This is a genomic window from Klebsiella planticola, assembly GCF_000783935.2.
In the GTDB taxonomy this organism is placed as follows: Bacteria; Pseudomonadota; Gammaproteobacteria; order Enterobacterales; family Enterobacteriaceae; genus Klebsiella; species Klebsiella planticola.
The window spans coordinates 922,792-948,507 of the sequence record NZ_CP026047.1; the positions used below are offsets into that span (position 1 = coordinate 922,792).

Annotated in this window: 20 protein-coding genes and 1 pseudogene; 7 read left to right on the forward strand and 14 right to left on the reverse strand. The window is 44.5% G+C overall.

The genetic code is table 11. The features are described 5' to 3' along the window. Positions 1-46: 46 nt before the first annotated feature. On the forward strand, positions 47-934 hold the full coding sequence (locus MC50_RS04370; RefSeq protein ID WP_047663480.1) for a hypothetical protein: 888 nt from the start codon (positions 47-49) through the stop codon (positions 932-934). Between the two features lie 617 nt (positions 935-1,551). On the opposite strand, the gene MC50_RS04375 is transcribed toward MC50_RS04370, so the two are convergent. From MC50_RS04375 to MC50_RS04405, 8 genes and pseudogenes are all read right to left on the reverse strand, one after another. Next, complete coding sequence (locus MC50_RS04375; protein ID WP_047663481.1) at positions 1,552-2,310, reverse strand: hypothetical protein; 759 nt, start codon at positions 2,308-2,310, stop codon at positions 1,552-1,554. Positions 2,311-2,313: 3 nt separating this feature from the next. Continuing rightward, positions 2,314-2,535, reverse strand: coding sequence for a hypothetical protein (locus tag MC50_RS28455; protein ID WP_047722926.1), 222 nt, complete (start codon positions 2,533-2,535; stop codon positions 2,314-2,316). Next, on the reverse strand, positions 2,535-4,925 hold the full coding sequence (locus MC50_RS04380; RefSeq protein ID WP_047663482.1) for a S8 family serine peptidase: 2,391 nt from the start codon (positions 4,923-4,925) through the stop codon (positions 2,535-2,537). Before MC50_RS04380 ends, MC50_RS28455 begins: the two co-directional genes overlap by 1 nt. After that, entirely contained in the window at positions 4,918-6,111 is a 1,194-nt protein-coding gene (locus MC50_RS04385; RefSeq protein ID WP_047663483.1) for an AAA family ATPase, read from the reverse strand. The genes MC50_RS04380 and MC50_RS04385 overlap by 8 nt, the downstream gene beginning before the upstream one ends. A 794-nt stretch (positions 6,112-6,905) precedes the next feature. Then, positions 6,906-7,964: a hypothetical protein gene (locus MC50_RS04390; protein ID WP_047663484.1), complete on the reverse strand. Its 1,059-nt coding sequence runs from the start codon at positions 7,962-7,964 to the stop codon at positions 6,906-6,908. A 43-nt stretch (positions 7,965-8,007) separates the two neighbouring features. Then, on the reverse strand, positions 8,008-8,280 hold the full coding sequence (locus MC50_RS04395) for a hypothetical protein (protein WP_047663485.1): 273 nt from the start codon (positions 8,278-8,280) through the stop codon (positions 8,008-8,010). Then, positions 8,277-8,819, reverse strand: a complete 543-nt coding sequence (locus MC50_RS04400; RefSeq protein ID WP_047663486.1) for a hypothetical protein — start codon at positions 8,817-8,819, stop codon at positions 8,277-8,279. The genes MC50_RS04395 and MC50_RS04400 overlap by 4 nt, the downstream gene beginning before the upstream one ends. Positions 8,820-9,031: 212 nt before the next feature. Continuing rightward, positions 9,032-9,472 (reverse strand): annotated as a pseudogene (locus MC50_RS04405) (IS66 family transposase); the annotation flags it as partial. A gap of 376 nt (positions 9,473-9,848) precedes the next feature. Here MC50_RS04405 and MC50_RS04410 point away from each other — a divergent pair. The 3 genes from MC50_RS04410 to MC50_RS04420 are packed head-to-tail and all read left to right on the forward strand — an operon-like array spanning position 9,849 to position 15,779. Next, positions 9,849-11,237: a hypothetical protein gene (locus MC50_RS04410; RefSeq protein WP_047663487.1), complete on the forward strand. Its 1,389-nt coding sequence runs from the start codon at positions 9,849-9,851 to the stop codon at positions 11,235-11,237. Further along, positions 11,234-13,141: a phospholipase D-like domain-containing protein gene (locus tag MC50_RS04415; protein ID WP_047663488.1), complete on the forward strand. Its 1,908-nt coding sequence runs from the start codon at positions 11,234-11,236 to the stop codon at positions 13,139-13,141. Before MC50_RS04410 ends, MC50_RS04415 begins: the two co-directional genes overlap by 4 nt. Further along, complete coding sequence (locus MC50_RS04420; RefSeq protein WP_047663489.1) at positions 13,131-15,779, forward strand: DEAD/DEAH box helicase; 2,649 nt, start codon at positions 13,131-13,133, stop codon at positions 15,777-15,779. The genes MC50_RS04415 and MC50_RS04420 overlap by 11 nt, the downstream gene beginning before the upstream one ends. 224 nt (positions 15,780-16,003) lie before the next feature. Here MC50_RS04420 and MC50_RS04425 read toward each other — a convergent pair whose 3' ends face one another. From MC50_RS04425 to MC50_RS04435, 3 genes are all read right to left on the reverse strand, one after another. Further along, positions 16,004-17,455, reverse strand: a complete 1,452-nt coding sequence (locus MC50_RS04425; RefSeq protein WP_047663490.1) for a hypothetical protein — start codon at positions 17,453-17,455, stop codon at positions 16,004-16,006. Further along, on the reverse strand, positions 17,455-18,300 hold the full coding sequence (locus tag MC50_RS04430) for a hypothetical protein (RefSeq protein ID WP_047663491.1): 846 nt from the start codon (positions 18,298-18,300) through the stop codon (positions 17,455-17,457). Before MC50_RS04430 ends, MC50_RS04425 begins: the two co-directional genes overlap by 1 nt. 73 nt (positions 18,301-18,373) lie before the next feature. Then, positions 18,374-18,823, reverse strand: coding sequence for an integrase core domain-containing protein (locus tag MC50_RS04435; protein WP_080748437.1), 450 nt, complete (start codon positions 18,821-18,823; stop codon positions 18,374-18,376). 432 nt (positions 18,824-19,255) lie between these two features. On the opposite strand from MC50_RS04435, the gene MC50_RS04440 reads away from it, so the two are divergent. The 3 genes from MC50_RS04440 (at position 19,256) to mrkJ (ending at position 21,527) form a co-directional block, all read left to right on the forward strand. Then, a complete protein-coding gene (locus MC50_RS04440; RefSeq protein ID WP_047663492.1) occupies positions 19,256-19,966 on the forward strand; it encodes a flagellar brake protein in 711 nt (236 codons plus the stop codon). Positions 19,967-20,084: 118 nt separating this feature from the next. Then, the gene (locus MC50_RS04445) at positions 20,085-20,669 is read left to right on the forward strand and encodes a helix-turn-helix transcriptional regulator (protein WP_047663493.1); all 585 of its coding nucleotides are present in this window, start codon (positions 20,085-20,087) and stop codon (positions 20,667-20,669) included. A 141-nt stretch (positions 20,670-20,810) separates the two neighbouring features. Then, positions 20,811-21,527 (forward strand): cyclic-di-GMP phosphodiesterase MrkJ, encoded by a 717-nt coding sequence (gene mrkJ / locus MC50_RS04450; protein WP_047663494.1) that lies wholly within the window; start codon positions 20,811-20,813, stop codon positions 21,525-21,527. Positions 21,528-21,588: 61 nt separating this feature from the next. Here mrkJ and MC50_RS04455 read toward each other — a convergent pair whose 3' ends face one another. The 3 genes from MC50_RS04455 to MC50_RS04465 are packed head-to-tail and all read right to left on the reverse strand — an operon-like array spanning position 21,589 to position 25,705. Then, positions 21,589-22,239 (reverse strand): fimbrial protein, encoded by a 651-nt coding sequence (locus tag MC50_RS04455; protein WP_047665395.1) that lies wholly within the window; start codon positions 22,237-22,239, stop codon positions 21,589-21,591. Between the two features lie 14 nt (positions 22,240-22,253). Continuing rightward, positions 22,254-23,228 carry a fimbrial protein gene (locus MC50_RS04460; RefSeq protein ID WP_047663495.1) on the reverse strand — a complete coding sequence of 325 codons (975 nt, stop codon included), beginning with the start codon at positions 23,226-23,228 and terminating at the stop codon, positions 22,254-22,256. Beyond that, positions 23,219-25,705, reverse strand: a complete 2,487-nt coding sequence (locus MC50_RS04465) for a fimbria/pilus outer membrane usher protein (protein ID WP_047663496.1) — start codon at positions 25,703-25,705, stop codon at positions 23,219-23,221. Before MC50_RS04465 ends, MC50_RS04460 begins: the two co-directional genes overlap by 10 nt. Positions 25,706-25,716: the final 11 nt, after the last annotated feature.

Sequence of the window (25,716 nt, forward strand, 5' to 3'; positions counted from 1 at the left end):
GGGGTAAGTGCTTTTTATATATTGTTTATTTTTAGAGAAGGTTTGTATGAAATTTCTAAATGGAATTAAATATGTGACTGCTCTGGGGGTAGTTACTATCTCCTGTTCAGTAATAGCATCACCTTATGGAGATTCAGATGTCTTGTTCGGGTGTTTTATAAAAGGTAAAACCACTAAAGAGGTGGCTGTGTTAAGGAATAATAATGAGATCACTTATTTATTCGGTAAATCGGACATTAACGGAGGTGGTGGGGTTATTCCTGAAATCACTCTGGTAAAAAATGTGAGTCAGTTAAGTCAGTCCTGGAATTACAGTCGGGCTGAGGGGGTGTCGATACATACATTGAACATACCAGAAAACGAGTATACTTACTCTATTTCCTATATCGATGATGGAAAAAATACTGATGGGGAAATAACTATTTTAAAACAGGGAAAAGAAATCAGTACGATAAAATGCGATGATATCTGGGAACAACATCTGGGTGACAGCAATATGATGCATGGTATCCCCGATGAACATTCAGACAATATTAACGAATATGTAAGTAATAAATCCAACTCAAAATCAGAGAAGATACCATCTCAATCACCTGTTAAGATCAAAATAGAAGATACCACTTACAACTTCAAAGGTAATGTCAGTGCTGAGCACACTATAAGAAGACATGCTTATGTTTATGGTTTGAAGGATAGTGTAACGATTACTGGTTTAAGTATAGACCGTGGTAGTTGTTATCGGTGGAATACCCGACCAGTAACTCTGGGCTATGGTAAGGGTACAGATTTCTCTCTTGTTATCAGTCAAAAGGTTGCCTATGCAAACTCCGGGTGGAACTGGGTTGAGATGAATAATAAATACTCAAAATGTATGTGGACTGAAATTGAAATTAAAACCGATAGCGGTAATTATAATTTTAATCTTTCAAGATAAGTGGGAATAGAGTATTCTACACCTATATATACAAATGCTTAATCGCAAAATTTGATGAATAAGCATTTGTTGATATTTTATTTATTCCTAATGCAAGTCTATCTATATTACTAGTCGCTTGATGATGTAAGTGCAGATTACTTCAATGCTTGAATATTTGGATGTGCAGAGATTGGTATCACAGTTGTTAGCTTACTATCTTGCTTCGAACCGAGAAAAGAGTATTTATCCATTTGGAGATAAAATATTTCCTAATTGATACAATTGTATAGCGTCATAGAAATACTATTCGGTAATAAATCCTCTGTCTAAAATTAATCTGAATTGGAACTAAAAATATGCTTAAACAAATATCCAAAATATAACTTAATGTTTGTAATTATCACAATAATGTTTTTATGATTGTAAGTGAAAAATTTAAGCCGTAACAAATACAGTATCTACAATATCGATTTTTAACAGTTACATCAGTCAAACTTTAGCATGGCGAAGCTATTGCATTGATTGAAAAACTAAAATAACAAAGTGATTGTTTAATGAATTCTCTAGGAAATTAAAAAGACTAAGCCGTATTTATTTATACTTTTAATACGGCTATGTATGTAATTTAAATTAATCTATATCTTTACTTCATTTATTCTTTTTTGAAAGCTATCCATGAATATTTTTTCTCCAAACCCCATTACTAACCCAGCAGAAAATGCCAATATTGGATCACTTTCAATATTAGCTGAGTTAAAATTACCTAGTTGAATAATAATTACTCCCGCCTTCATCAGTAATGCAAGAGACATAGAGAAAATAATTATAAATATAATGCGAGAATAAATACTGATACTGTCACTTAAAATTGGGATAATTTCACTAAATTCAATCTTCTGAGTTCTGAATGCAAGTGAGAGCCAACATCCAGCACTAGCACCCATGCCAACTAATATCAATTTTGAAATATAAATTACATAAATATTTGTCTGAGAATTGACAATTCCTAAGTAAATTAAAAAACTTAAAAAAAACGGGATGAGAATTATTTTTAAATATCTTATTAAGATACTACTCCTGAGATATGGGGCTTTTTCATATAGAAGTTCTTGCTTAATTTTATCAATGCTATTCTGAGCAAGGATACATTGTGTTATATTTCCATTAAATGCAAGATCTGCAACAATAAATACTCTTTCATAATAGAAATTATACATTGAGTGATCATCGGCACAAAGCCGCTGCAGGACGAGCATAAATAACTCAATGTCATCTTTTAACTTGACAATGGCATCAGGGAATTCACTTACGTCATCCTCAACCTTGAAGAAGATATCTTTTAATTCATTATCAACTTCATATTTTGAGACCGTAAAATATTTATCATTTCCCATAAGTTATTTCCCGCAGAATCGGCATACTGATTTTGGTAAGGTAGGATTTTCTCTGCCCGTTATTGAAAACATTATCCCTAAACTGATCTTGTTTTTTAATATATCAATGCTTTTTTTTATTTCATCAATTTCTACCTGAGAAGCTTTCAGGCATGAAGCCGACTTTAAAGCGTCTAAACGATAAATAATTTGTTCAAAATCGTAAACCACTTCAGACTTCTTCATTATACTCTTACCTCATCACGGATAGTGATATCTTGAAATACAACACCTAAAGCTATTAAACTCTGACTCATTTCATTATATATCTTAGTGGCTTTTTTTGTTGGATCTTCGATTGTAATTATGACAGAAAATGGAATACCATCCAAAGGATGTGATACACCATCTCGAACTTGAGATGTAACCCTTAAACGCCAGTTTGATGAATTTCCAAATCCATTTTTACTGTATCTCTCATAAACTTTAGATGGCCACCATTTGAAACCGTGGTCAATCAGATTTTTTTCAAAATTAAGATCTGAACCAAGTCTATTATCCCAAATAGAATTAACAGCTTTGCTAAAATTACTTTCTGTTTTTTTTATTTTTTCTTGTTGTAAGGATGCATCAATATTAACTCTAATATATTCTTGACCATACTGCCTATCAATTGTTGGTGTATATACTAAAGACATTTTAACTTTCCCTTTACATTTTCTTGTTGCAGTTATCAGAGATTCTGGCCATATAAAGTTAAACTCAGCTACTTGTCCTTTTTTAATAATATCTTCAAAAATAAAAGTGAAGGAAGCTTCATCTCTATTTATAATATTAGAAGAATCACTTGGGAACCCGAATCCAACAAAGTCCTTGGCCTCTTTACCTAGGTTTTTTGAAGATAAACAATCAGGTATTTTTGCACTGTGAATTAGTAGTGCTTTGAGTGTATTTGTGTTAAGACTTTCATTTGATTTAAAATCAATTGTAGCGATCGATTTTGCTATATGTGGTGCTGCTAAACTAGTACCATGAGAGTTTAAGCATAAATGATTGTTTCCATCGAGTGTCACATAACAAGAATTATTTGGATCACCAATTCCACCAATATGCACTAAGTCAGGCTTTATTCCGTAAGCTGTCGCCGGTCCTCTTCGTGTATATCTTGTGGGTGCCTGAAAGGTTATTAATTCATTTTCGATATGATTGACAGATCCCACAGATAAGGATGTTACCGAATCAGCAGGCTGCAGAACTTTATCTTGTTGTTGAAATCTTGCAAGCATACGGAAAACTTGCTCTTCTGTTTTAGGCCACTCGCTCCGATATTTTTTATCTTCCAGGTTACCTACCGAAATAACAAATATTACGTTAAGTTTATTTGATATTTCATCAATCCTTGCTGCTAAGAAACTATACTCACTGTTGGATACAATTTGTTGAAAATTAATACTCATACTTATTACACGAAAACCATTTTCTCTGGCAGCTTGAACCTCAAGATATAACCAATCTGTAAATTCAGCTAGCGTTTCGAAATGATCTTCGAAACTGTACTTATCGGCTGGCAACCAGATATCATATATTTCACAACCATCCTCTTCTAAATAATCATAGTTAGAATTTAAATGTTTTGAGCCAATTAAAATGCTAGCCATTTCATCTGCATGATAATCTTCGATAATTTCTGAACCCAGTGCATCTGATTTATCATTTACCCAAGTGGATAGAATGCTGCTTCTTATTCCTTTGTCTATTAATATTACTTTTGGATATGATTGATTAGCTAATTTCTTAGGGAATGTAGTTAATTTTTTTTCGATGTCAATATTCTTTTTTGCAACTGTGAAAATTGGTGAAAGGTAATATTTTCTTACTATGGGATTAATTTTTAATTCCCGCAGCAATTCAATAACATCGGTGTTAGAATTATTCTTTGGGAAGAGTGTAATTATGTTATCCGAGAAAAACCTCGATTCAGTGACGAATTCAATAGTTGGGAACCTCGACTTTAGTTCATCCACAAGGTTTTTATAAATTAAAGAAATTTCACCATCGCTTAACGTTTCATTTTTCCTGGCAGTGAACAATTCAACGATAATTTCTCGTTTATTCTTAAGTAACTCTTGAGCAAACTCGATATCGCTCATTATAGACTTATCATTACCTGTATATAATTCAATATTTTCAATCGCACTAACTTCGCTTCGTAATTTTCCTACTTTAGGAACAATTTCTCCATTCTTATTAAATTTTATCTCAGATTGAACCTTAGCTTGGGAGATGCGTTCAACCAAACTTGGTAAGGATTTTTCATTAACCTGAACGTATATCTCACCAATATCACCACCACCGATTACTGGGTATTTATAATTAAATACTGCAGATGTAGGCCTGTGGCTTTTAGCTATAGCATCTTCTTTTAATGAAACTTTTATCGTTGCAAATTTTTTATTTTTCCTTTCTTGTATCTGCTGAGATATCAATGAAGTTTTAAGTATCAGTTTAGTTTTGTGACGAGCAAATGCAGCGTCATCTCCGTGGAAAAAATCTTTATTATCTCCGCCGGGAATGACTTCAGGACTATAGATATATTTTTTGCTGTTTTTTATCTTCAATATATTTTTTTTATTCATTTTTATCTTTCACCCATCTTGATATAGTACTCTTATGCTTTCCAATAAGATTAGATACATCTTGTATTGAATAATCATGTTTGGTTATAAGGTTTTTTGCTAATTCATGCTCTGAACCTGAAAGAATAGATTTTGTTATATCATTGTTATAATTTGCATTAATTACGAAATAAGCTTTAATTGCATTATACAGATCTACAGTTTTGCATTCATTTATGATGGTGAATCGTTTTATAAATTCAATGCAGTTTTTTATTTCTGCTGGTGTAAAACCATCCAGAATTATATTTAAAAATGTAAGATCACCATTCGATATGATCATAGGTGAAATATAAGCTGATATTATTTTCTCGCGAATTAACTTTGTCGGTTTAGGTATTTTTATCTTATTCTGAAAACGTCTCCAGACGGCAGGATCTAACAAGTTTTCATGATTTGTCGTAGCGATTACTATACCGCTTTCTTTTCTTCTGTCTAAGCATTGAAGAAGAGTATTTACAACTCTTTTTATTTCACCTACTTCTTTACTGTCATCTCTATATTTTGCTATAGCATCAAATTCATCTAATAAAAGAATGCAATTATATCTTTCAACAAAATCGAAAAGAGATGATATATTCCTTGCACTAGTTCCTAAGTAGGATGACAACATAGCATCCAGTCTTGCTGAGACTAAGGGGAGATTAAGTTTTGCTGCTAAGTGCTTTGCTAATTCAGTTTTACCTGTCCCTGGTTCGCCAAAGAAAAGGCAACTATAACTGGGTTGTATTCCATTCACTCTTAGACGTTCCGCATGTTCCCATTCAGCTAAAATACCATCAATAGCGCTTGTAATATTGTCATCAAAGAAATGAAATTCTTGGAAATCATTGATTTCTTTAGGAAACAAAACCTCAGCTAAAGGCATGCTATTTTCTTTATCAACTGGTAAAGGTGTAGATACAGTCATTTCACTTTTACCGGAAAGGAAGCCCTTGCTCCAAGTTATTTTCTTGTTGTCTAAAGTAAGATTTTTCTTCGTATCAGCTTTATCCACTAGAGCACTAAGTGCTCTAGCCTCAACAATCAAACCATCTTTTTGAAGTGTATCTCTCAGTTTGAGAACTGCTTTGATCACTTCGCGTGAGGGATCGTCTTTTAAAGCAAAACGACAGATTGTGGCTATTAGGTTCATGTACTTAGTCATTTTATCATTTCTTGGGTATTTGTTGCATTTTATTGCAACTATACACCTTAAAAAAGAATCAAAAAAGAGATTTTGTGCAACTATTTTCGATATGATGGAATGTTGTCCACTTTTATATTTCTCTATGGAAAGGGTAATTATCCAACAAAGATTGATGGACGTTATATAATGGTGGAGTTGTAATATTATATATAATTCAATGTGATAGACTGATTTCGTTAGCTTGATCTAGATAATTCTTATACAGAGGACATATGCTGCATTTTCTTAGCATTTGCTCCATTGTAGACCACGTCCAGTTATCTTGAGTGATAAAAGATTCAGTTTACCATGATGATCGTGAAGATGATTAGGTTAGAATCTGACCCTAAATCCTGCTGCATTCAGAAATACAATTCCGGCATGATAAGCTCTTCCCCCTTAGCGGAGGTTATGCCGCTTCAAATCATCATTAATAATTTTCCGTACATAAACAGGTTCCTTACCGCCAGACGACACGCAGGTAAACGCCGTCCTTGTGCAGGCAGGCTCGCTATGTGTGAATGACGGATATATTCAGAAGAGATGAGAAGCTGCAATGGCGATCAGACGTTACATTGGCTTAGATTTGTAATATCACCCGTGATTTGCCACCCGATGATCTTATTGATTCAGTTTACGTCAAGCGTACCCGCCATCGACTGAAGGCGCAGGGTTTTAGCGCAGTATGGTGAAGCGTTCAGAATACAGGCATCGGTACCCAGCCTGATAACAACTGAGCAAGTCCTCTGGTCTGGCCTTCCTCAGTGCATTCGCTAATCCGATGACTTGTTTAACTGGTAATCTTTAGTGACAGCACCCTGAGCAGAGCCAGGATTCACAACTGAAGGACGTACCCAGATCAAGCGCTCGCCAAGGCGGCGAATATGCCCCCTGCGCAGATGCATACGCTTTGTATGTGCCCCTACACCGATACCTTTACCCGTTGAGTTTGTTCGTTGTTCATCCGTAATCTGCAGCACTTTGTAGGTAAAACGGGGCCTCACTGCGGGCTCTAGTACATTAACTCGCTTGCCTCTCACCCATTGCGTTTTTCTGGTGTTCGATGGCGCCAGTTCATCCACCACCACGTTTGCGCAGTTCAGAATACTGCAGGCGTTGATGAATGCCTGTAACTCATCCCGGGAGTTGATGATAATATCTGCAAAAAGCTTATCGCGGCTTCCCAGTACAGATTCTGTCTGGCTGGCAATCTCTGGCAGGATCACCACAGGTTCAGCCTTGTATTGTTTCATGCGCGTTCTGGACACCAGACCCGCGTCCTGTAATGAGGCCACAGCCAGTCTTGTCGCCCCCGGACGGGAGGTTAAATCAGAAACGTTATTGAGCGTGTTGTCATAGGGGTAAAAGAGCCCGCCGTAACTCGGGTGCCAGCGCTTATCATCATCAACCCAGTAGACAGAGCACACAAAAACTCCGCCCTCCGGAAAACGCTCAAGCATCCGGTTAATTCCAGGTACAGGCTCCAGGTCCACTTTCGCTTCCCAGCACAATGCGATCCGCTTAGTTGAACGTAGGGACTGTTTATCAAAATAGGTCTCGGGCGTCCCCTCTTTTTCCCATGGGATTTCAAACACGACTACCGGGTAAGGCAAATGAGCCATATCCAGATGCGTCTGCCGCAGATCTTCAGGCGCAATAAAGTCAGCACAATTTGGCAGGATGAATTTAACGCTGCTCTCCAGCAGGTTTATCACATTGCGCAGAACGTAAGCTGAATACGGCGCTTCATGCAGACAATTACGTTCCAGCGCCCGCAGATCATCGATCGCAGAAGATGTGTAGTTTAATGGCGTTATCGCTTCTCTGGTCATTTGTACTCCCTGAAGAGTTGTACTTCGATGCTGTCGTGGCTGATCACTTTATCTTAATGTATTTGTTATTTTTAAAAGAATTAACCAAATCCTTCTTCATCTGTTCAACCAGCCCATCAGCATACGCCCGGGCTATTTCCATCCCTTTCGATTTAGCTATGATGAGCAAAGACGTCACATCATTTTCCCTTCCACAATTGGCACAGACGACAAAACTGTGACCAGGAGGTGAGTAATCCGTGTAAGGTAAGGCGAACTGCTCCGAGCGGCAGAATGCACAACGCAAGCGGATCGTTTCTTTAAGATCGTCCATCATCCCATCAGACCAGGCAGCGAACCAGCAAGACCGCCCACGATAGATCCGACCAGCGGGTGTTCCAGAAACTTAGCCAGGCGGCTCCTGGCTTCCTGCTTGTCTTCATCAGAAGCTGAAGACGTCTCGATCTGCTGAAGCAACTGGTTAAATACGTTGTGGATGTTTTGTGTGTTACCGTTGCCAACCTGCGCTGGCCCATGAACATTTAGCGTAGCAATCTGCATACTGGCCCCTAACTCGTATGAGCGATTTTTCCCGTGTTTAACTGAGATAGCACGACTCTGACCTTCTTCTGTCAGGGAGACATCCTGAAAGCCACCATAATCCTTACGCACAAGAGAACGGGAATGACAGATATTGATGATTTTGAACAAATACTCTTCTGGCCAGTGAAGCAGCTCGTCAATAGCAATGCGATCGTTCTGGCTCGTATCGAATCCAAATGAAACGGTTTTGATCGTTTCTCCGAGGTTCTCCATGTCGTCGTTCATGTACGTCAAAAGGGCATCAATATCAGACTGAATTTTATCTGCGTCCATGTGTAGCCTTATTTAGTGTTCTGGTGAAAAAAGAAGCATTATACATCTGGTGCAGCCAGGCGGTAAGCCCTGATGCAATTAATGATCTGGTAGCTCTGATGATGCCGTTGTTCCTGCCGCTCTGCCAGCAATGGGGCTCCTGATGACTACTATACAATCTGCAGAGCCACTGAGGAATTAACGTAAGCGTTAAGTGAGCGCCGTATTGACGATTATTTATTAGTGAGTTCTACGTTCCATGGCTGCAGTTCTGCCACTTTGTTGCTGGGCCACTCCGGCAGTACACTCAGGATATGGCGAAGGTAAGCTTCCGGATCGATACCATTGAGCCTGCATGTTCCGATGAGACCATACAGCAGGGCTCCGCGCTCGCCGCCATGATCGCTGCCGAAGAAGATATAGTTTTTCTTTCCCAGACATACTGCACGTAATGCCCGCTCAGCGGCGTTGTTATCAGGTTCTGCCAGGCCATCATCACAGTAGTTGCACAGCGCATCCCACTGGTTCAGAGCATAAGCGAACGCTTCACCCAGACGGGACTTTTTCGATAGAGTCGTTCTTTTTTCTACCAGACTCTCATGCAGGGATGCCAGTAGCGGCTTGCTTTGGGATTGTCTGGCTACTACTAACTCAACTGTCGGAAGGCTGCGTAACCACAAGCACCGATAGCCTGCATACCTGCGCATGTGCCAGCGGCTGTTCCAGCAACAACTGGCCGGAGGCGTCAGCAGCTTATTGCCGGAACCGCCCGTCTGGCGGAAGCTAGAGCCGGGACCTGCGGCGAGCATGATAATGCTGGGCGCGTTCATGAGGACGGGGTCTGTCAGTTGTGATGGGGTATTATTCCTCGCTTTCGGGGGAAGATCTAATGCAGAAGTACTTTACTATGAAGGCGAGAGTTTACATCCATTTCTGATCCGCAGATACCTTAACGGGATGTTATAAACTGATAAACATTGACCTTGATAGAGGGCTCCCGCCACGCGTCATGCTATTCTTACTCGTAGTTTCTCCAACGAATTCAGTACAATGTACATTGATAAATTTTTAACTGAATATGATGAGTCGCTGACCGGCGAGATGAATATCGACCCTTTGGGCCAACTGGTTATCTGGTCATCCTGGGGACAGGACCTCTTTCACGGACGCATCACTTCTATTGCCAATGATGTCAGGCAGTATACGCTCAACCTGCTGCACCACAGCGTCATCCGAAAAATAATGCTGGATGATGCTGTGCAAACCGCTGGCGCGATGAAAATACGCTATCCCAAAAAGCAGCTCAAAGAGTTTATCGCGGCAAGCCTTATCCACCTGGAGAATATTTATATTTATTCGATGCTGGGGGCAGAACAGGGCGACGTAACGCTTGCGGGGGTGCAGGGGATTAATAAGGCCAGGGCAAAATGGCATACCTCAGATAAGAACCCTCAGCTCACTTTTGGCCATCAGAAGGAAAGTGAACTGCTGACAAACCAGCTTGCGCTCGGTACTAACGGCCGCTATAAATCGCCAATGATCAGTATGCGTTTTTTCACGACGACCTACGACTATGATCTGCCGGATAGTAAGCCTGTATGGGAGGCCGCTGAAGCCTTTATTCGCCATGTCCCCGAGTTACACCAACTGCATGCTGATGTACTGACCTATCTTAAGTCGCTGATGTGTGAAGCAAGCAAGGATGCCCTGACGCCCTTCTTCAGTAAAATTCCAGACAGTCTTAAAACTCTCTACGCCAGCGCATTTCGCAACCCTAAACATGTGGGCAACTACTCGCAGGCATTCTGGCTCGCCAGAACCGGGCTCAATAAAAATGGTGCAGGTGCCATTTATCGGGTACTGGAGCGAGAACGAAAATACCCTGAGCAATCACTTTTGCCGATTTCGAGTGTTTTTCTTGAAGCCTGGAAGAATGCCGATGCAACGATGGAAATGGAAGAATGCGAGCGGCAAACGCTGGGATACATTATTGAGGCAGAACCGTTTCTGTCTTTAATTGACCTGATGTTCACAGGACTAAGGCGGCAGAACCAGCAGAGCCTCGGCGACTTCGCGCTATTCTGGCAGCGGAACGGACTGACGACTCAGAGTTTACCTAAACTGTCGATGAGTCTTGAGCGAAACAATGAGCTGGTGGCGTCGCTTTCCGGTACGCCCAACAGACGCTTTCGGCAACTGCTTGCGCTAGCCAGTGGGCCGTCTCTGGAGGAGCAGGTGCGTGGGCTGCTGGCGTATCATAGTGGATTGATGGAAGCACGTGGGCAGTTTCCATGGCTTATGCTTGAAGGCAATATCATCTCGCTGCAGACTCCACCTGTAGCTATTGATCAGGAACGTAAAAGTAGCGATTGGGTAAACCATTATTACATACCGCAATTCCGTCATTTACTGGATGGATTATGGGGAGATGAAGCGTGAAGCTCCTTGATGCGTTTAAAGAGCAAATAGCGCAGATGGGGCCGCTGAAGCGAGTCTGGCTTACGACCTTTAATCTTGATATCGCGTTTGTCGAAAGCCGGATTCTTCCCGCCATTCTGGATATGGACCCACCTGTAGGCCGCATGGACTATGAAGGGCTACAGCGGGCATTAAATGAAAGCAATATTGATTTTCGTGTTTATTGCGATCCGCGAATGATCGCCCTGGATAAACCTAAAAGAACCTCAATTGCAGTTTATCCCGTGTCGGTGCGTAAGCTTGCTGTGGATGAAGCATTATATCTGGACGGGGAGCGCAGCCTGTTTCATCCCAAGGTGTTTTACCTTGAAGGTAAGAACAAGAAAATTGTCCTCGGTGCCGGAAGCGCGAATCTTACGCTCAGCGGCTGGGGGCGGAATCAGGAAGCCGTGGACTTTCGGATGGTTTCCAGCAATGCGCAGTATCAGCAGATAAAACAGTTTTTCATGGGACTTGATGAGGAGCCTAGCCAGGACATATTGCCTGCAGATGGTGACATACTCTATGGTGACGATCCAAAGTGGTCGTTTATTCACAGCCTCAGCGAGTTCACGCTGATGGATGCGCTAATCGCGAATGGTGAACTGACAACGCTCAGCGTCTGGTCTCCTTATCTTGCCGATAACTTGCCTGCTCTGATAGCAAAGTTGGCAGGGCCTTATCTGCGCGTTGAGCTTGTGCCCGACCTTGCTGCAGGTCAATTCATTCGTACCCGCTGGGGAGAGGAGCTGCAGGCGTTAATTGCGGCACAGAGATTGACGTTATTTAAACCTCCCGCCGAACGTGATCCGCGATTAATGATGACGCACGCCAAGCTGTGGCTGGCAGAGAGTTCAACGGGCCGTCACCTTGCGATAGGCTCATGGAACTTCACCGGACCGGGCTGCAGTAGCCTGAAGATAAAGGGGAGAAACGTTGAAGCCGGGATCGTACATCCCGTCAGCAAGCGGACCACATTGTGCTCGACGGTGTGGGCCGTGAATGAGGGAGATTTTGCCAGTGAAGAATTGCTGGAAGAGGAGGCCCTGGTACCAGGTAGTCTCCCGCCTTTCGACTTGACGGTTATTTTTGACTGGCAGCACTGCGAATACAGGCTTACCGGAAAGTGGTTTCTCGGCAAGCCGAAGGAGGGGCACCGGCTGCTTCTGCCCGGGATCAAAAAACCGGTCAGACTTACCTGGAACACAGCTGACGGTACGCTGGCATCTCCTTTGCTGATAGATGTCGAGCAAAGCGCAGCGCTGCTGGATAGCCCTTTCTACACGCTGCGTAAAACCGGTGAAGCGGACTGGACAGGGACTATTGTTGAAGCGGGCTCAGAATATCGCCGCGTCCTGCGCTTTAAATCACTGGACGATATTCTCGACAGTTATATGAATTCCTCCGAACCTGAACAAAGCGATAATCTGATACTCCGCAGCGTGGCAGGTCAGGATGAATTATTCAGCGAGGAGAGCGACGAGACAGGGGTCCTAAGCCCGGAAGCTACCAGCTACTTCCGGCTGTTTCAGGCAATACGGCTACGCAGTAAAGCGTTATCAGCCATGGATAATAGAGAACAACTACACCGTCGCCTGTTCAGCGAACCCGGTTGTTTGCTGGAACTGGCAGAAATGGTCAAAGCGCGAGTTGAAAAGGAACCCGCGTCAGTGTTCAACTGGTTTCTGACACATGAGGTCAATAGCATGGCTGCTCTGGCACAGGCGCGATTTGATGATATCAATAAAGAAAATGCATCGAGCACCGCAGATATTTCCCCGCATCAGTGGAGCTCACTGCGCGTTCCTCCCCCACCTCTGAAGGGGAAAAAAAGTACCCAACGTTATCTGGATATCATCCGTAAAGAGTGTGGATATGATAACTAAACAACCTCAGCCTGTTACGCCTCATTGTATCTCAGAAAAGATGAACTTTGATGTAGCCGACCCCTTATGGAGTTACGAAACGTGCAGCACCAGCATGGCTGCAAAGCAGGCTGAAGGCGTAGCGGGCCTGTGGAATTTGCTTGCTGAGCAGCGGGTAGCGCTGCTTGCGGATGAAGTGGGTATGGGAAAGACCTATCAGGCAATAGCAGTGATGCTGCTAAGGTGGCAGGAGAAGCCTGATGCACGCATTCTGGTCATGGCCCCAAACTCGACACTGTGTAACAACTGGAAAACAGAGTTCACTACCTTTATTCATAAGCATCTTAGAATGAAAGATAACCCCTTTACTTCTTATAAGGGAAAGGAAAAATACGCGCCGCAGTTTCATGGTCGGCTGAAAGAACTGAGCGCAGCTGTTAAAGAAAAGTCACACCATTTCTTTCTGACCACTATCTATTCGTTGAGCGGACTGGTACCGAAGGATGAAAAAGACAATGCATTTTTTGTCGCTGAGAAGTATGGGGAGATATATCGGCAGGAAATAAAAGACGCTCTCGGTGGTACGGGTTTTGATTTAATTATCATCGACGAAGCCCACTATTTCCGCAACCGTAATGACAGCCAGCGAGCTGCTGCGGCACGTACTTTCTTTGGGGAAGGGAAAGACCGACTGGCCCGAAATGCACTGCTTCTGACCGCAACGCCAAATCATTCTGCGGCACGGAATATATACGATATATTAAGTTACTTCACAGATATTACGCTGAAGTATGACATGGATGATGTACGTTCTTTGATGGAGAATTTCGCCATCCGTCGATTGCGGAAGATGTGCGGGAGCGATAATCAGCATTACAGTAAATATGCATATCGTCGGGAGCAGGCAATTGCCGCCAGCTTTTCTGGTAGCGCTGAGGCAGAGCTGTTTTTTGCTTTTTATCAAAAAAAACTGGTTGAAGAACTGGATAAAGAGAACAAAGGCAGCGGCGACAAGCGGATGATGTATGGATACCTGGAGGGTTTTGAATCCACTGGCAATATTGAGAATGAGCAGGATGAACATGATAATGAACATACTCAAACTGATTTTAGCCGGGCGCTGGATTCGTCTCTGTTAACCGGGCTGACGCGGCAGTTTCATGATGTTTACCACCGTTTTCCGGATCATCCCAAATACGATGTACTGGTCAATGAGTGTATGTCCGACGATCCCTTTGCATCTCAGGCACTATATAGCCGCAAGCATTTGGTCTTTGTCCGCCGTATCCCGTCGGTGCGCGAGATAACTCAGCGTATTAATGCTCGCTATGATGAGATGATGGCTGAGCGATTGATTCGGCTTTGGCAACTGCCGCCGGAGGCGTTGGAGAAGTGGCGCAGTACGCGCTGGTCCCGGGAAGAGTATGAAAACCTTATATCGGAAAAGACTATCAATTCTCAGGATACAGATGAGCCTGCAGAGGAGTGCTTACTGGACGATGATAGCGAAGAAAATGAAGCAAAGCTTTCCAGCAGGATCGCGGCGCTTTTCGTGACCAAAACGAGTGGCATACTGCGGCGCACGGACTGCAGTAACGTCAGCCTGCGCTTTCGCCGTCCGGAGAGTTTGTTATCGCTGTTTCTGGAACCTGCCCGCGATGGTATTTCGGCAACTTATACACAGTATTATCGCAGAGAGTCCGGAGAGCGGATGCGTGATAGCTACAGTGATGCCGCGAGGGATATTCGTCAGGAAATGCTGGTGGAGTTTGTTTCAAACTATGCCCACCCGATGCCTACGGCCTGGGGAATTATGTTCGATTTACTTCCTGAGCAGCATCAACATCAGATCAGGACATGGAAAGCGCAGCCGAACGGCATGGCGATAGTCGAGAACCTTGCCAACTATCTGCGCATTGGCTACCTGTTTGCCAGCCCGGTGATGGTCGAACTTTACTGTTGGTTTACTGAATTTAACCGTGTATCCCAGCGCGGCGATGCCCAGCAGCGCTATCTGCAATTTATTGAATGGGTGACGCCGAAATTCAAGGATTCGCTGATACTGCGTTATTTCTCGGCAGCCATCCAAACGTTTGAAACGCTGTGTGAGAAGATTGTTGGCCAGCCGCTTGATAATAGCCTTTACGCCTGGCGCGAACTCAGCAGCCTGAACAGTCCGGCATGGTACGCCAGCGGTGAGTCTCACAACCGTGAGCGGCTTATACGCGGATTTAACTCGCCATTCTTCCCGGATGTGCTTGTGGCGACTTCGGTGATGCAGGAAGGCGTAAATCTGCATCTGCAATGCCATAAAGTCCATCATTACGGCATTGCCTGGACTCCCGGCGATAATGAGCAGAGGAATGGTCGCGTCGATCGCCTCTTTGGCCGCGTGAATATGCTGCTTAAAGAGAGCAGTAATGCCGAGATGGTTATTAATTATCCTTATCTCGCAAGCTCATTCGATCAGGATCAACTGGCTTCATTCATTCACCATAAGTACGTCGTGGAGGAAAAACTGGATAACTGTGAAACGCAGAGTTTCAATCGAGAAATTGATACGAAAGAGAGTACATCGGGCTGGCGTCGGTGGCTACGGAAGCCTGTCAGGGATCGCGAAGTTGAAGATCCTTACCCGGCAAAGTTTGGTCACCAGTAGTGGCGTTATTAATTTTCTGGGAAATAAACCTCGCCTCTCTAACAGAGACATCAGCCATGGCGGAATATTTCCGGAATACTGGAAGCACTACTGACTGGCGCAAACTGCTGAAGCTGGTACCCCTTATAATGTATTGCGTCAGGATATCGATACTCTGACGCATATCGAGTGTTTTGTGTGCTAGCCAGATGGGTTTCAATTTTAGTAGAGGGACCAGACTCTCATCATGCCATCATAAAAGCATCCAAATCGTCCGCATTTTTGATAATTTTGTTTTTATCGACACCGTAAGCTTGTGCCAGCGTAATGCTTGCTTCCAGCAACTGGCGGTTGTTTTCCACGTTGAAGGCTGCAGTTGTCAGCTCACCTAATGCCTCAAACTCGGACAGAATACGCTTAAGCGCCCGCTGCTCAATGTCATTCAAACGGCGGTTGAAATCGTCCATTTTCGCCTGCAAGGCCTGGCTGGTTTTGCCATCCAGATTTTTGGCAACAGTGACCAGAAACTTTCCTGAGATAGATCCAATCAGTGCTCCCAATACAGGCACAGGGATTAATGTCTGGCCAGCAATGGTCATAGCGCCCACAATGGCTGATTCAGCGCAGACTATAAGCCCGAGATCGGTAAACTCATTGAGATCTATCTCACCACGCTGATAAGACATAGTAAGACTTCCTACCCCCTTGGTTGCGGTAACTAATGCGCTGGCGAAGGGGGCTCCCATTGAGGCGTAATTTGTCAGGGTGTAAATAGCCCCTGCGGACACGCCCCCTATAGCTGCTCCTTTCAGCGTATCCAGCCCTACGTCCTGCCAGTCCTCTGTATCGAATTCGCCACGGAAGATATTTTTACCGTCTTGATACTTGCGGTAAATACCCGTACCGAGAGCAAAAGTGGCCCCGAAGGCTGCCCCCATAACCGTAGCTCGCATGGCTTCGTTGAGCGAAGGCTGGTGTTCTTCAACGATTTCGGCTTTTTTTACCTCATTTTTCTCAGCTAATTCCTGGTCATGTTTATCGAGTGTTTCATCGATTTTCCCCCACTGGACATCTTTATAATTAGAGTCTCCTGGACGTACAACGTCCGCAAATGATCGGCCGGTTGCGTTTTCAATTTCTGCAACCTTTTCCCTGATGGCCCGCAGACTTCTCTCATTCATTCCCTCAACAGGTTTCCCGTCGATAACATCCTGTATCGTTTGCCAGGTATCTTTCGGGATATGGTAAAACGCTTTGTTTTGGGTGAAGTCAGGGTAGTCTTCCATGTGTTTCAGGACATGTGTCAGATTACTATTGATGCCGTTTATGAATTTTGATTGCACTTCAACGCCATCAATTAAATAGTCCGCAGGGGCCGTCCGGCCAACCCCGTCGAATGTTGCGCGAAAAGCGGACTCATCCTGTAGTCTCTCTTCGAGCGCCTGACGGGCGTTACGCACACCTACTTCTACTTGCTCGGCAATTTCACCATGCTTGGTACCTGTGGAGCCTAGTATGGTGTTGGGTGAGGCGATAAAATCACGAACCTTCAGCATTTGCTCGCCCGCATTCTCAAACGCACGAGCTTGCCTCTCTAATTCGAATATTTCGTCCTGCATCCTGGTCTGATTGAGTGCATTAACAGCACTACCGATAATCTGATCACTTACAGCATCATGGCGGTCAATAATTTTCATCACTGAATTTTCTTGTTGATCAGTTTTGATAATGCATGGATATGGTTAATCAATGCCCCGAGTTGATCTTTCTGATGCGCATTAAACTGGTTGTAGTCACGCGGTGCGGTCTTCTCCAGCCCATCAATAATGCTTTCAGTGCCATGATAATGCTCAGATGTTAGTGCCTTCAATTTATTCGCACCACGTTCCATTACCAGCAATTCGCTAGTTTTAGCCCGAATATGACGCTCTTCCTGCTGAGCTTTGTCAATAATTTTGCCGTTCTTACGACGAGCCAGAAGAGTGCCCCCTGCAATACCTGCAACTCCGATCCCCCAACCGATGGGACCTGCCAGCGCTAGCAGCGCACCGCCTGCAGACATACCACCGCCGCCAGCTGCTAAAGCCCCCCCGCCAAGCCATGCCAGTGCTGCATTTGTAGCTGCAGCACCGCTCAATGTGGCAATTGCAGTTCCGGTTGATGCTGTACCAAAGGTCGTAGCGACTGCCAGCGCTGCCGTAGGTGCAAATGCTGCAACACCGGCTCCGACGGCAACTCCCGCCGTTGCAGTCCCTTTACCAACGTGCGATGTGCGATATTCCTCCTCTAGTTTTTCAACAACATTGTCGAACTCAACAATTTCTGCTTTTAGTTCACTCCAGGATTTATCGAATTCTTTTGGTTTATTTGCCAGTTGACTCACATAGTTTTCGACGTGTGTAATAAGTTGTTCACTGCATTTCTGACGCAACAGGAAGAGATTTGTAATCTCTTCCTGCGTCCTTTTTGCCTGAGTCTCATAACGGTCAGTTGCATTTTTAAGTTTGGATAAAGCGGTTTCTCTTTCGGATCCACGTAACATTTTTTTACTCCTGCTGTATGTCGTCTAAATTATTCCTATATTTGACCCTATATATCCAGATATTTTTACTCTCTTACGGTTGCGATAACTTTCTGCGTATATATTCCTGTGGTGACTGATATCCCAGTGCACTATGCGGATGACGTTTGTTGTAATGAATGAACACCACCGCCGGATTTATCACCGCAGCCAGGCTGTCCGGATTCGCCATGATGCCGATGCAGTCCCGTTTTATCATCTTCACGAAGCTTTCTGCTATTTCGTTGATTTCTGGGCTGCTCACCGCTGTTGTGCATGGCTCCAGATTCAGATCTCTGGCGAACTTCCGCGTTTCATGTGCGGTATACGCTGAACCGTTATCCGTCAGCCACTGCACCGGTATGTCCAGTAACCTGTACGCGACGATATCCGTAACTCGGCATGTCGCTGATGATATTGAGGATGTCAGACTGTATCCCAGCGTCAACTTCGTCATTACGCCGGGTACAGCATCTGTCCTGTCAGACGGCTGAACGGTTACCATGTAGGTGGACTACGTGGGAGACATTCATACTCGGCTCCATCGTCTGCTGGATAATGGCGATTTTCTCCTGAGGAGTCTTACACTTACGGGCTTATTGCCCTAACAGGATCTCGGTCATCTCAAAATTAGCGCCAGTGTTAGACAAATATTCAAGCCTATCTCTTATCTGAAGATACAGCTACTGTCTGTTTAAGGAGTCTACATCACTGTCCGCTATCGTCACTGTTGGTAGACCTGGAAAATTTATATTAAAAGATTATTCACTCCAAATGCCAAAAAAGAAAGTTCGACAATGTCAACCCCCAATCAATAGGATTATCCTATTTTTTTAAATTAAACAATAGGTTATGAGGGCGTTTTTTTAAGAAAAATACGATTCCAGCATGGGATAATAAATTAAAATTTTGGCTGTTTTTGGATTAGGGAGTCAATATGTCTGAGGGAGTTTCTAAAAAGTCCAAATATGAAATTATTGCAATTCTGAGAGATGAACTCAGGATTCAATCTAAATTGTACTTCTATTGTAATGGTATAAAACACCAGTCGACACTAAAAAAAGTAGAAGGTAATTTTTTCTATATAAAACCATCCACCTCTCATCCAGGTCTTCCTAAAGAGAGCATTTTTTATTTTATCATCCACAGCCCATTAGGGAAAATAGAATTCACAACCAACAATCGAATCACTGACAAAAGAAATTCAAACAATCTTCTATGCTTCATTATTCCTGAATCATTATCAATACTACAACGAAGGACATCACCAAGAATTAACGTTAGGTACGAAAGTCAGTTTTATTGCTCTGGAAGATACAGAAGTGGCACTATTTATAAATATCACTTGAATGATATATCAGAAGGTGGTTGCTCGTTTATATCCCTGGAACCTTTGCATAGTTTTATTAGAAGTGGAAATAAACTTGAAAACTCAGAGTTAAATCTTGGGGAGTACGGACGAATCCTTGTTAATTTAAAAATAAAACATATATCCGAAACAAATAACCACAAACAATGTGATGCAACAAACTTCAGGGTATCTTGCATGTTTTATTACGAAAGTGAAGAAAAAAAAGAGGAAATAGAAGAAATAATTGTCAAATTGATAATTGATAGAAAAATAAAAAACAGGCGAGTCTTGGTTTAATTCACTTGACGAAATAAAATTTCAAAAAAACACAATCACTTTAACCTAAATCAACATTAATGCAATAGTACGCAAGATGTTTTTATGATAAAGATAATCAACAGGAAATTTTACCCCATTGGAAAACATATTGCTTTATACTGACGACAATATCATCGGACAATCAATCCACGATTATATGGTTGATAACGAAAAAAACATCACCACCCTTAACTTCCAGGATATGGTTAAGGGAGTCATCACACCATCGACCACTACCGTTATTATCAACACTATCCATAAGGATATACCTGCAGCCACAACTGTCGCATTGCTTAACTCCCTGCGCAAGCGTCTTACGCACTGCGCGTTGCTGGTTTTAATTGTAAAAAGTGACCTCTCCAGACTGTTTCGGGAGTTGCTTGATATTAATAATTTATTGATTTTGAATGAAAAATCGTCTTTATCAGATTTCTCTGCCATCATCAACAGACCTTTAACCGCCGATGGCTGTCAGGGATTATGTACCCGGCGTACGCTAACCTCCAGGGAACTTCAGGTTCTGGAGTTAATCATTGCCTGCAACAACAATAAAAGAATCGCATTACTCCTCGATATTGATCACAAAACGGTACACAGCCATAAGGTACATATTATGAAGAAGCTGGGGATGAATAACTCACGGATAATGAATAAAAGGATAGTCAATATGTATCGGTGCTGAAGCCAAAAATATGTGGGTGACCAATCAAAAGCCGCTAATTCATTGGCAACCTTCCTTTAATAATCATTCCCATCGACACAAACCTCACCTATAATAATATTATCTTCTCTTTACCTTCGGCCTGATTTTTGACGAGAGATAATGAACGCGACGCTATTTTCCAATCATAACTTATCACGTAACGATATATCCGTTCGTTATGTCTTTCAAAAGATGTTTTCCCCAAAAGGTACGCTCGTCGCCGTTGAGTGCCTGAGTCGTTTCGATAGCCTGCCTATCTCTCCAGAAAACTTCTTCCGCTATGCCAATACGGGATTGCGCGAGAGCATATTCATGGAGCAGCTGGCGCTCATTGAAAAACATAAACAGTGGTTTAATAAAAACGGCATCTCTGCAACAATCAATGTTGATGACCATATACTCAACATATTGCTAAGATCGGAGATTAAAAACCTCGTTGACCACATTGGCTGCGTTCACTTTGAGGTAACAGAAAACTCGAATAAATTATTGAACAATGCTCTTGCTACCTGGAGCGATCCACAAAGCACGACGCTCTGGCTCGATGATTTTGGCTCAGGCAATGCGGGTATTAATGCGATTCGAAGTTACCATTTTGATTATGTCAAAATCGATAAAGACTTCTTCTGGCATTTAATGCAAAAAGATTCTGGCCGACCGCTGATGGATGCACTGATCACCTTTCTTTCCCGTAACCACCATAATGTGATTATTGAAGGCGTAGAAAGCGAAGCGCACAAGAAGTGGTTACAGGGCATGGAGTGGTTTGCTATTCAGGGACACTACTGGAAGGAAGTCAGCATTGAACAACTGGTCAAAGAAGATATCAAGGTTTAAAAAAATGCCGGAGCATTCCGGCATCAATATTAACATTCGCGCAATAAAGTCAATCAATCACTCAATTATAAACTAACTCCCAGGTCGCCCAACTGGTCAACGGACCACTGGTCGCTTTTTCCGGCGCGGGCGTAACGTAGCCAATGTAATAAGTAAATATCCCGCCATCCACCGCCTTTTCCACCAGAGGCACCCGGTTTTGCTGCGGGTCAGCCGGGACAATTTTATTGCTTTTGTCCAGCGTATTATTATCGTTGGTCGCCAGCGCCAGAAAAATATGGCTGGCACCGTCCGCGCGCGTATTCGCCAGATAACCGGCGTTTTCATTACTGACGAAATTGACCATAAACCCATCAATCCAGCGCACACTCACCATCCGAACTTCATCTTTATCCGCCGCGCCACCATCATGGCGAAGCTGGCAGTTTGAGAGTTCCAGAGTGAAAGGCTGCGGTTTCATAAATGCCCCCGCCCCGCGTTCGTGTACTTCCGCCAGGCTAACCGGTGCCAGCCAGACGCTTCCACTCCCTGCATTATTGCCGCCGTTAAGCGCCACGCTACAGGAGATGTCGGTCACCCGTCCGGCAAAATCCACCCGCCCACGATCGTAATTCGTCTCGAATCCCCACACCGAGGAGGCAATAAGCGTCCCGCTCATCAGGGCAAACTGAATGAGTCGTATGCTATTTATATACTTTGCTGAATCACTCATACCCGCCTCCCGCATTAATCGTACGTCAGGTTAAAGATCATGTGCGACTCCACTTCACCGGTACTGGTGGTCGGCGCATATTGATAGAAGCGCGCATAGAGCGGCAGGGTGATATAGCGGGTTTCCTGGCTTTGTAATGTACCAATATTATATTTTTTGTTGAATTCCAGAGGAGTGTTATCCTTTATAACCTGCACACCAACGCCCTTAGCAGCAGAACTTCCGGTCTTTTCATTTAACAGAACACCTTGATTCGCCGAAGTATTTGTAGCTAATATTCCAGAAAATGAGGTGTTAATATTTGCATAACCACTGACACTGACTCCCCCACTACACTCCAGTTTAATATCAAATGGTGTACCGCCAGCCCAGGTTCCCACCCCTTTTAAATCGGCTCGTTTAATCGTGCCTATATCGACATTCATATTTTTGCCACCCAAAATGGTACAAGAAGGTGAAACAATTGTAATGGCATCAGCATTGAGGCTGGTTTTCAGGATTGTAAATCCTGGGCCATATTCTGTATACGGCCCACTGGCTAATGTCCCACTCCCTGTTGTGGTGCTGATCTTAATTATATCTAATGTGAATGTTGAACCTGCGAGTCTAAAGGAGGAACCTGTCGTGGTATAACTATCAGGGTAGATCATACTGATCGCCCCTTTACGTGAGAAACGTAGACCAATTCCAGGAATTGCAGTCGAATAGACTTTATTGGCCCCCTGAACCAAACCAGCAGCAACAACTTTCGCATCTGATTTCAGAGTAGTACTTCTATCACATGTAACATAAATCGTATTATTATCCGGCATTGTCCATGTTTTAGTTGCAATAACACTACCTACTGGTAAGTCCGGGCTAACAACCACGCGCCCCATAGCCATATTAATTTCATAGGCACTATTAGATTGCCAACATGATGCCCATGCCGACGTTGTCCCCAGCGCCATTAAGCCAATAAAAAGCGTCAGTTTTTTACTTAGCGACATAGCGTTTCCTTTGTTTTTGCCTGACTTAAATCCACCGAACACTGTCCGCCGCTCCACTTAACCGTCGCCTTCGGCACGCTGGTATCGCTGATAAACATCATGCTGCCCTGGCCCACCACGCCTATCTCTTTCCCGGACGGGTCGAATATCGTGGCGGCAAACGGTAACGGCAGGCCATTAGCCTGGTGCGCCAGAACCGTGATGTTGTTCTGCACCGTGGTATCGAAGGAGACCTTGACCACGCTGTCTTCCCACGGCACCACCTGCGCCACGGTACGATCAAAGGCGACATCGTCGTTGCTGCCCTTCGGGTCAATTTCAACGGAGTTAATCCGGTAAGGCCGCAGATACGGCAGGATGGCGTAACCATTGCTGTCAATACGGGTTCCCGGCGAGCCGGGCAACATCGCGCCAGCGGCATCCTTCGCTTCGATCAGCGCCATGGTGGTGCCACTTTCCGGCGAGAACACCACGCCGTGGCGATGGGCAATCAGCGTTCCGCTGGCACCGACGCCGCTCTGGCGATACCCTTCGCCCTGGCTATAGCTGCCGTTCAGCGTGGTCCACGGAGTACGGTAGCTGCCGTTCAGCGCCACATCATGCTGACCGCCGGTAGACGTGGTTGTCGACACGCCGTAGTTGAGGTTGTTTTCGCTATCCAGCGAACCGTTGACGCCAATTTGTGAACTGGCGAAGCGTGAATTATTAAACGAGGTATTTGACGTCAGGTTAGCGGTACGGTTTTCACCGAACCACAGCGGGTAGCTGAAGTTGAGCGAAACGCGATCGTCGCGACGGTGGCCAGAGCTATCCGGGGTATAGACACGCTGCGCGCCCACCGACCACGAGAGCCGGCCGTACATGTTGTTGTAACTAAACTGGTACTGCTTCTCCGTTCCCGAACGGTTCCAGTAATCCGCCACCCGGCCGCTCAGATAAAAACCGCCCCAGCCATCCGGCAGGTTCTGGTTAACGGTAAAGGTCATACCGTTTTTTTGCCGCCACACGGTGTAGTTGCTGTTACGGTTCTTTTCCTGATCGACCGCATACAGCGCGTCGTTCAGGTTGTAATAGCCTTTGGTGGAGTAGCGATATGCCGCCAGCACGATGCTGGTCTGGGTTTCGGTAAACATGCGGTTAAAGGTGGCGCGATAGCTTTGCCCCTGCTCGTCGAGGGTGTCGCTCTTCAGCCGTGAATGCGTAACGTCGAATGACAGCGCGCCGATGCCGGTGTTCATCCCGGTTCCCAGCAGGAACGCCTGGTAGTCATCAAAACCAGTGACGCCGGTATAGCCGGTAAACAGGTTATTTAAACCGTGCTGCCAGGTTCCCTGGTAGAGCATCGGCTTATTACGCAACGAACTGTCGTCGACTTTACCGGCAGAGAGCGCATAGCGGGTCATTCCTGGACGCAGTAATTGCGCCACCGAGGCGTAAGGCACGCTAAACACTTCAACCGTACCATCGGCTTCTTTAACCGAAACTTCAAGGTCACTACCGTAGCCGGAAGGGTAAACATCCTGCAGGGTAAACGGCCCCGGCGGCACCGTGGTCTGATAGATAATATTGCTGCCCTGACGAACCGTGACCAGGGCGTTACTTTGCGCTACGCCGCGAATTTCCGGGGCGTAGGAGCGCATGCCGTCCGGGAACATATTGTCATCGGTCGCCAGGCTTACCCCGCGCATGCCGATGGTGTCGAAGAATTCGCCGTTGGTAAAAATCTGACCGCCGCTGACTATCGAGTTAATCTGCGGAATGGGCCGCTGCAGGTAGGTCTGGTTGCTGTTCCAGTGGGCTTTTCCCTGCTGCTGCTGCCAGTTCAGGTTACCGATATGCTTGAGCAGCCAGCCGTCCCACGACAGGCCCGCGTTAACACCCAGATAAGCACTGCTGTTATCAGAACCGTTGGACGACGAGCTGTGGCTGTTCCAGGCGTTTGCCATCCAGCCTAAATTCAGCGCCGCAACGCCTTTATCCCAGAACTCCGGGCTGACGAAGTTTTTAAGGCGCTGATCTTCGTAGATTTGTGGTACGGATATATCCAGTCGCAGGGAGGACTGGATCAGAGTATCTTTAACATTCTCTTCGTTGCGCCACTCCTGCAGGCGTCCGCAGAAGCCCTCTTTCTCGCTGAGCTGCGGGTTGAATTTTTCAGGCGAGATCCCGTATTGCATCAGCATCGCTTTGGTATAGCAGACGCCCATTTTGCCGTCTTTACCGGCGGTGATTTTCAGGTCGTAGCGCCCTTTCCATTCGCCGTTGGTATACACATCAAGTGAATAGACGCCTTCGCTGATAGCGCTGGTAGAAAAGCGCGACAGATCGACCTTTTCGCGACTGCCAACGATAAAACCATCGTTAAACTGATAGACCGTTCCCGGGTTTTCCTCTCCGCTGGAAAATGGCGGAAAGCAGCACAGCGCAACTGCAATGGCCGTGCTTAATCTTCCCGGGCAGATTGACCTCTGCTTCATGATCGTTTCCC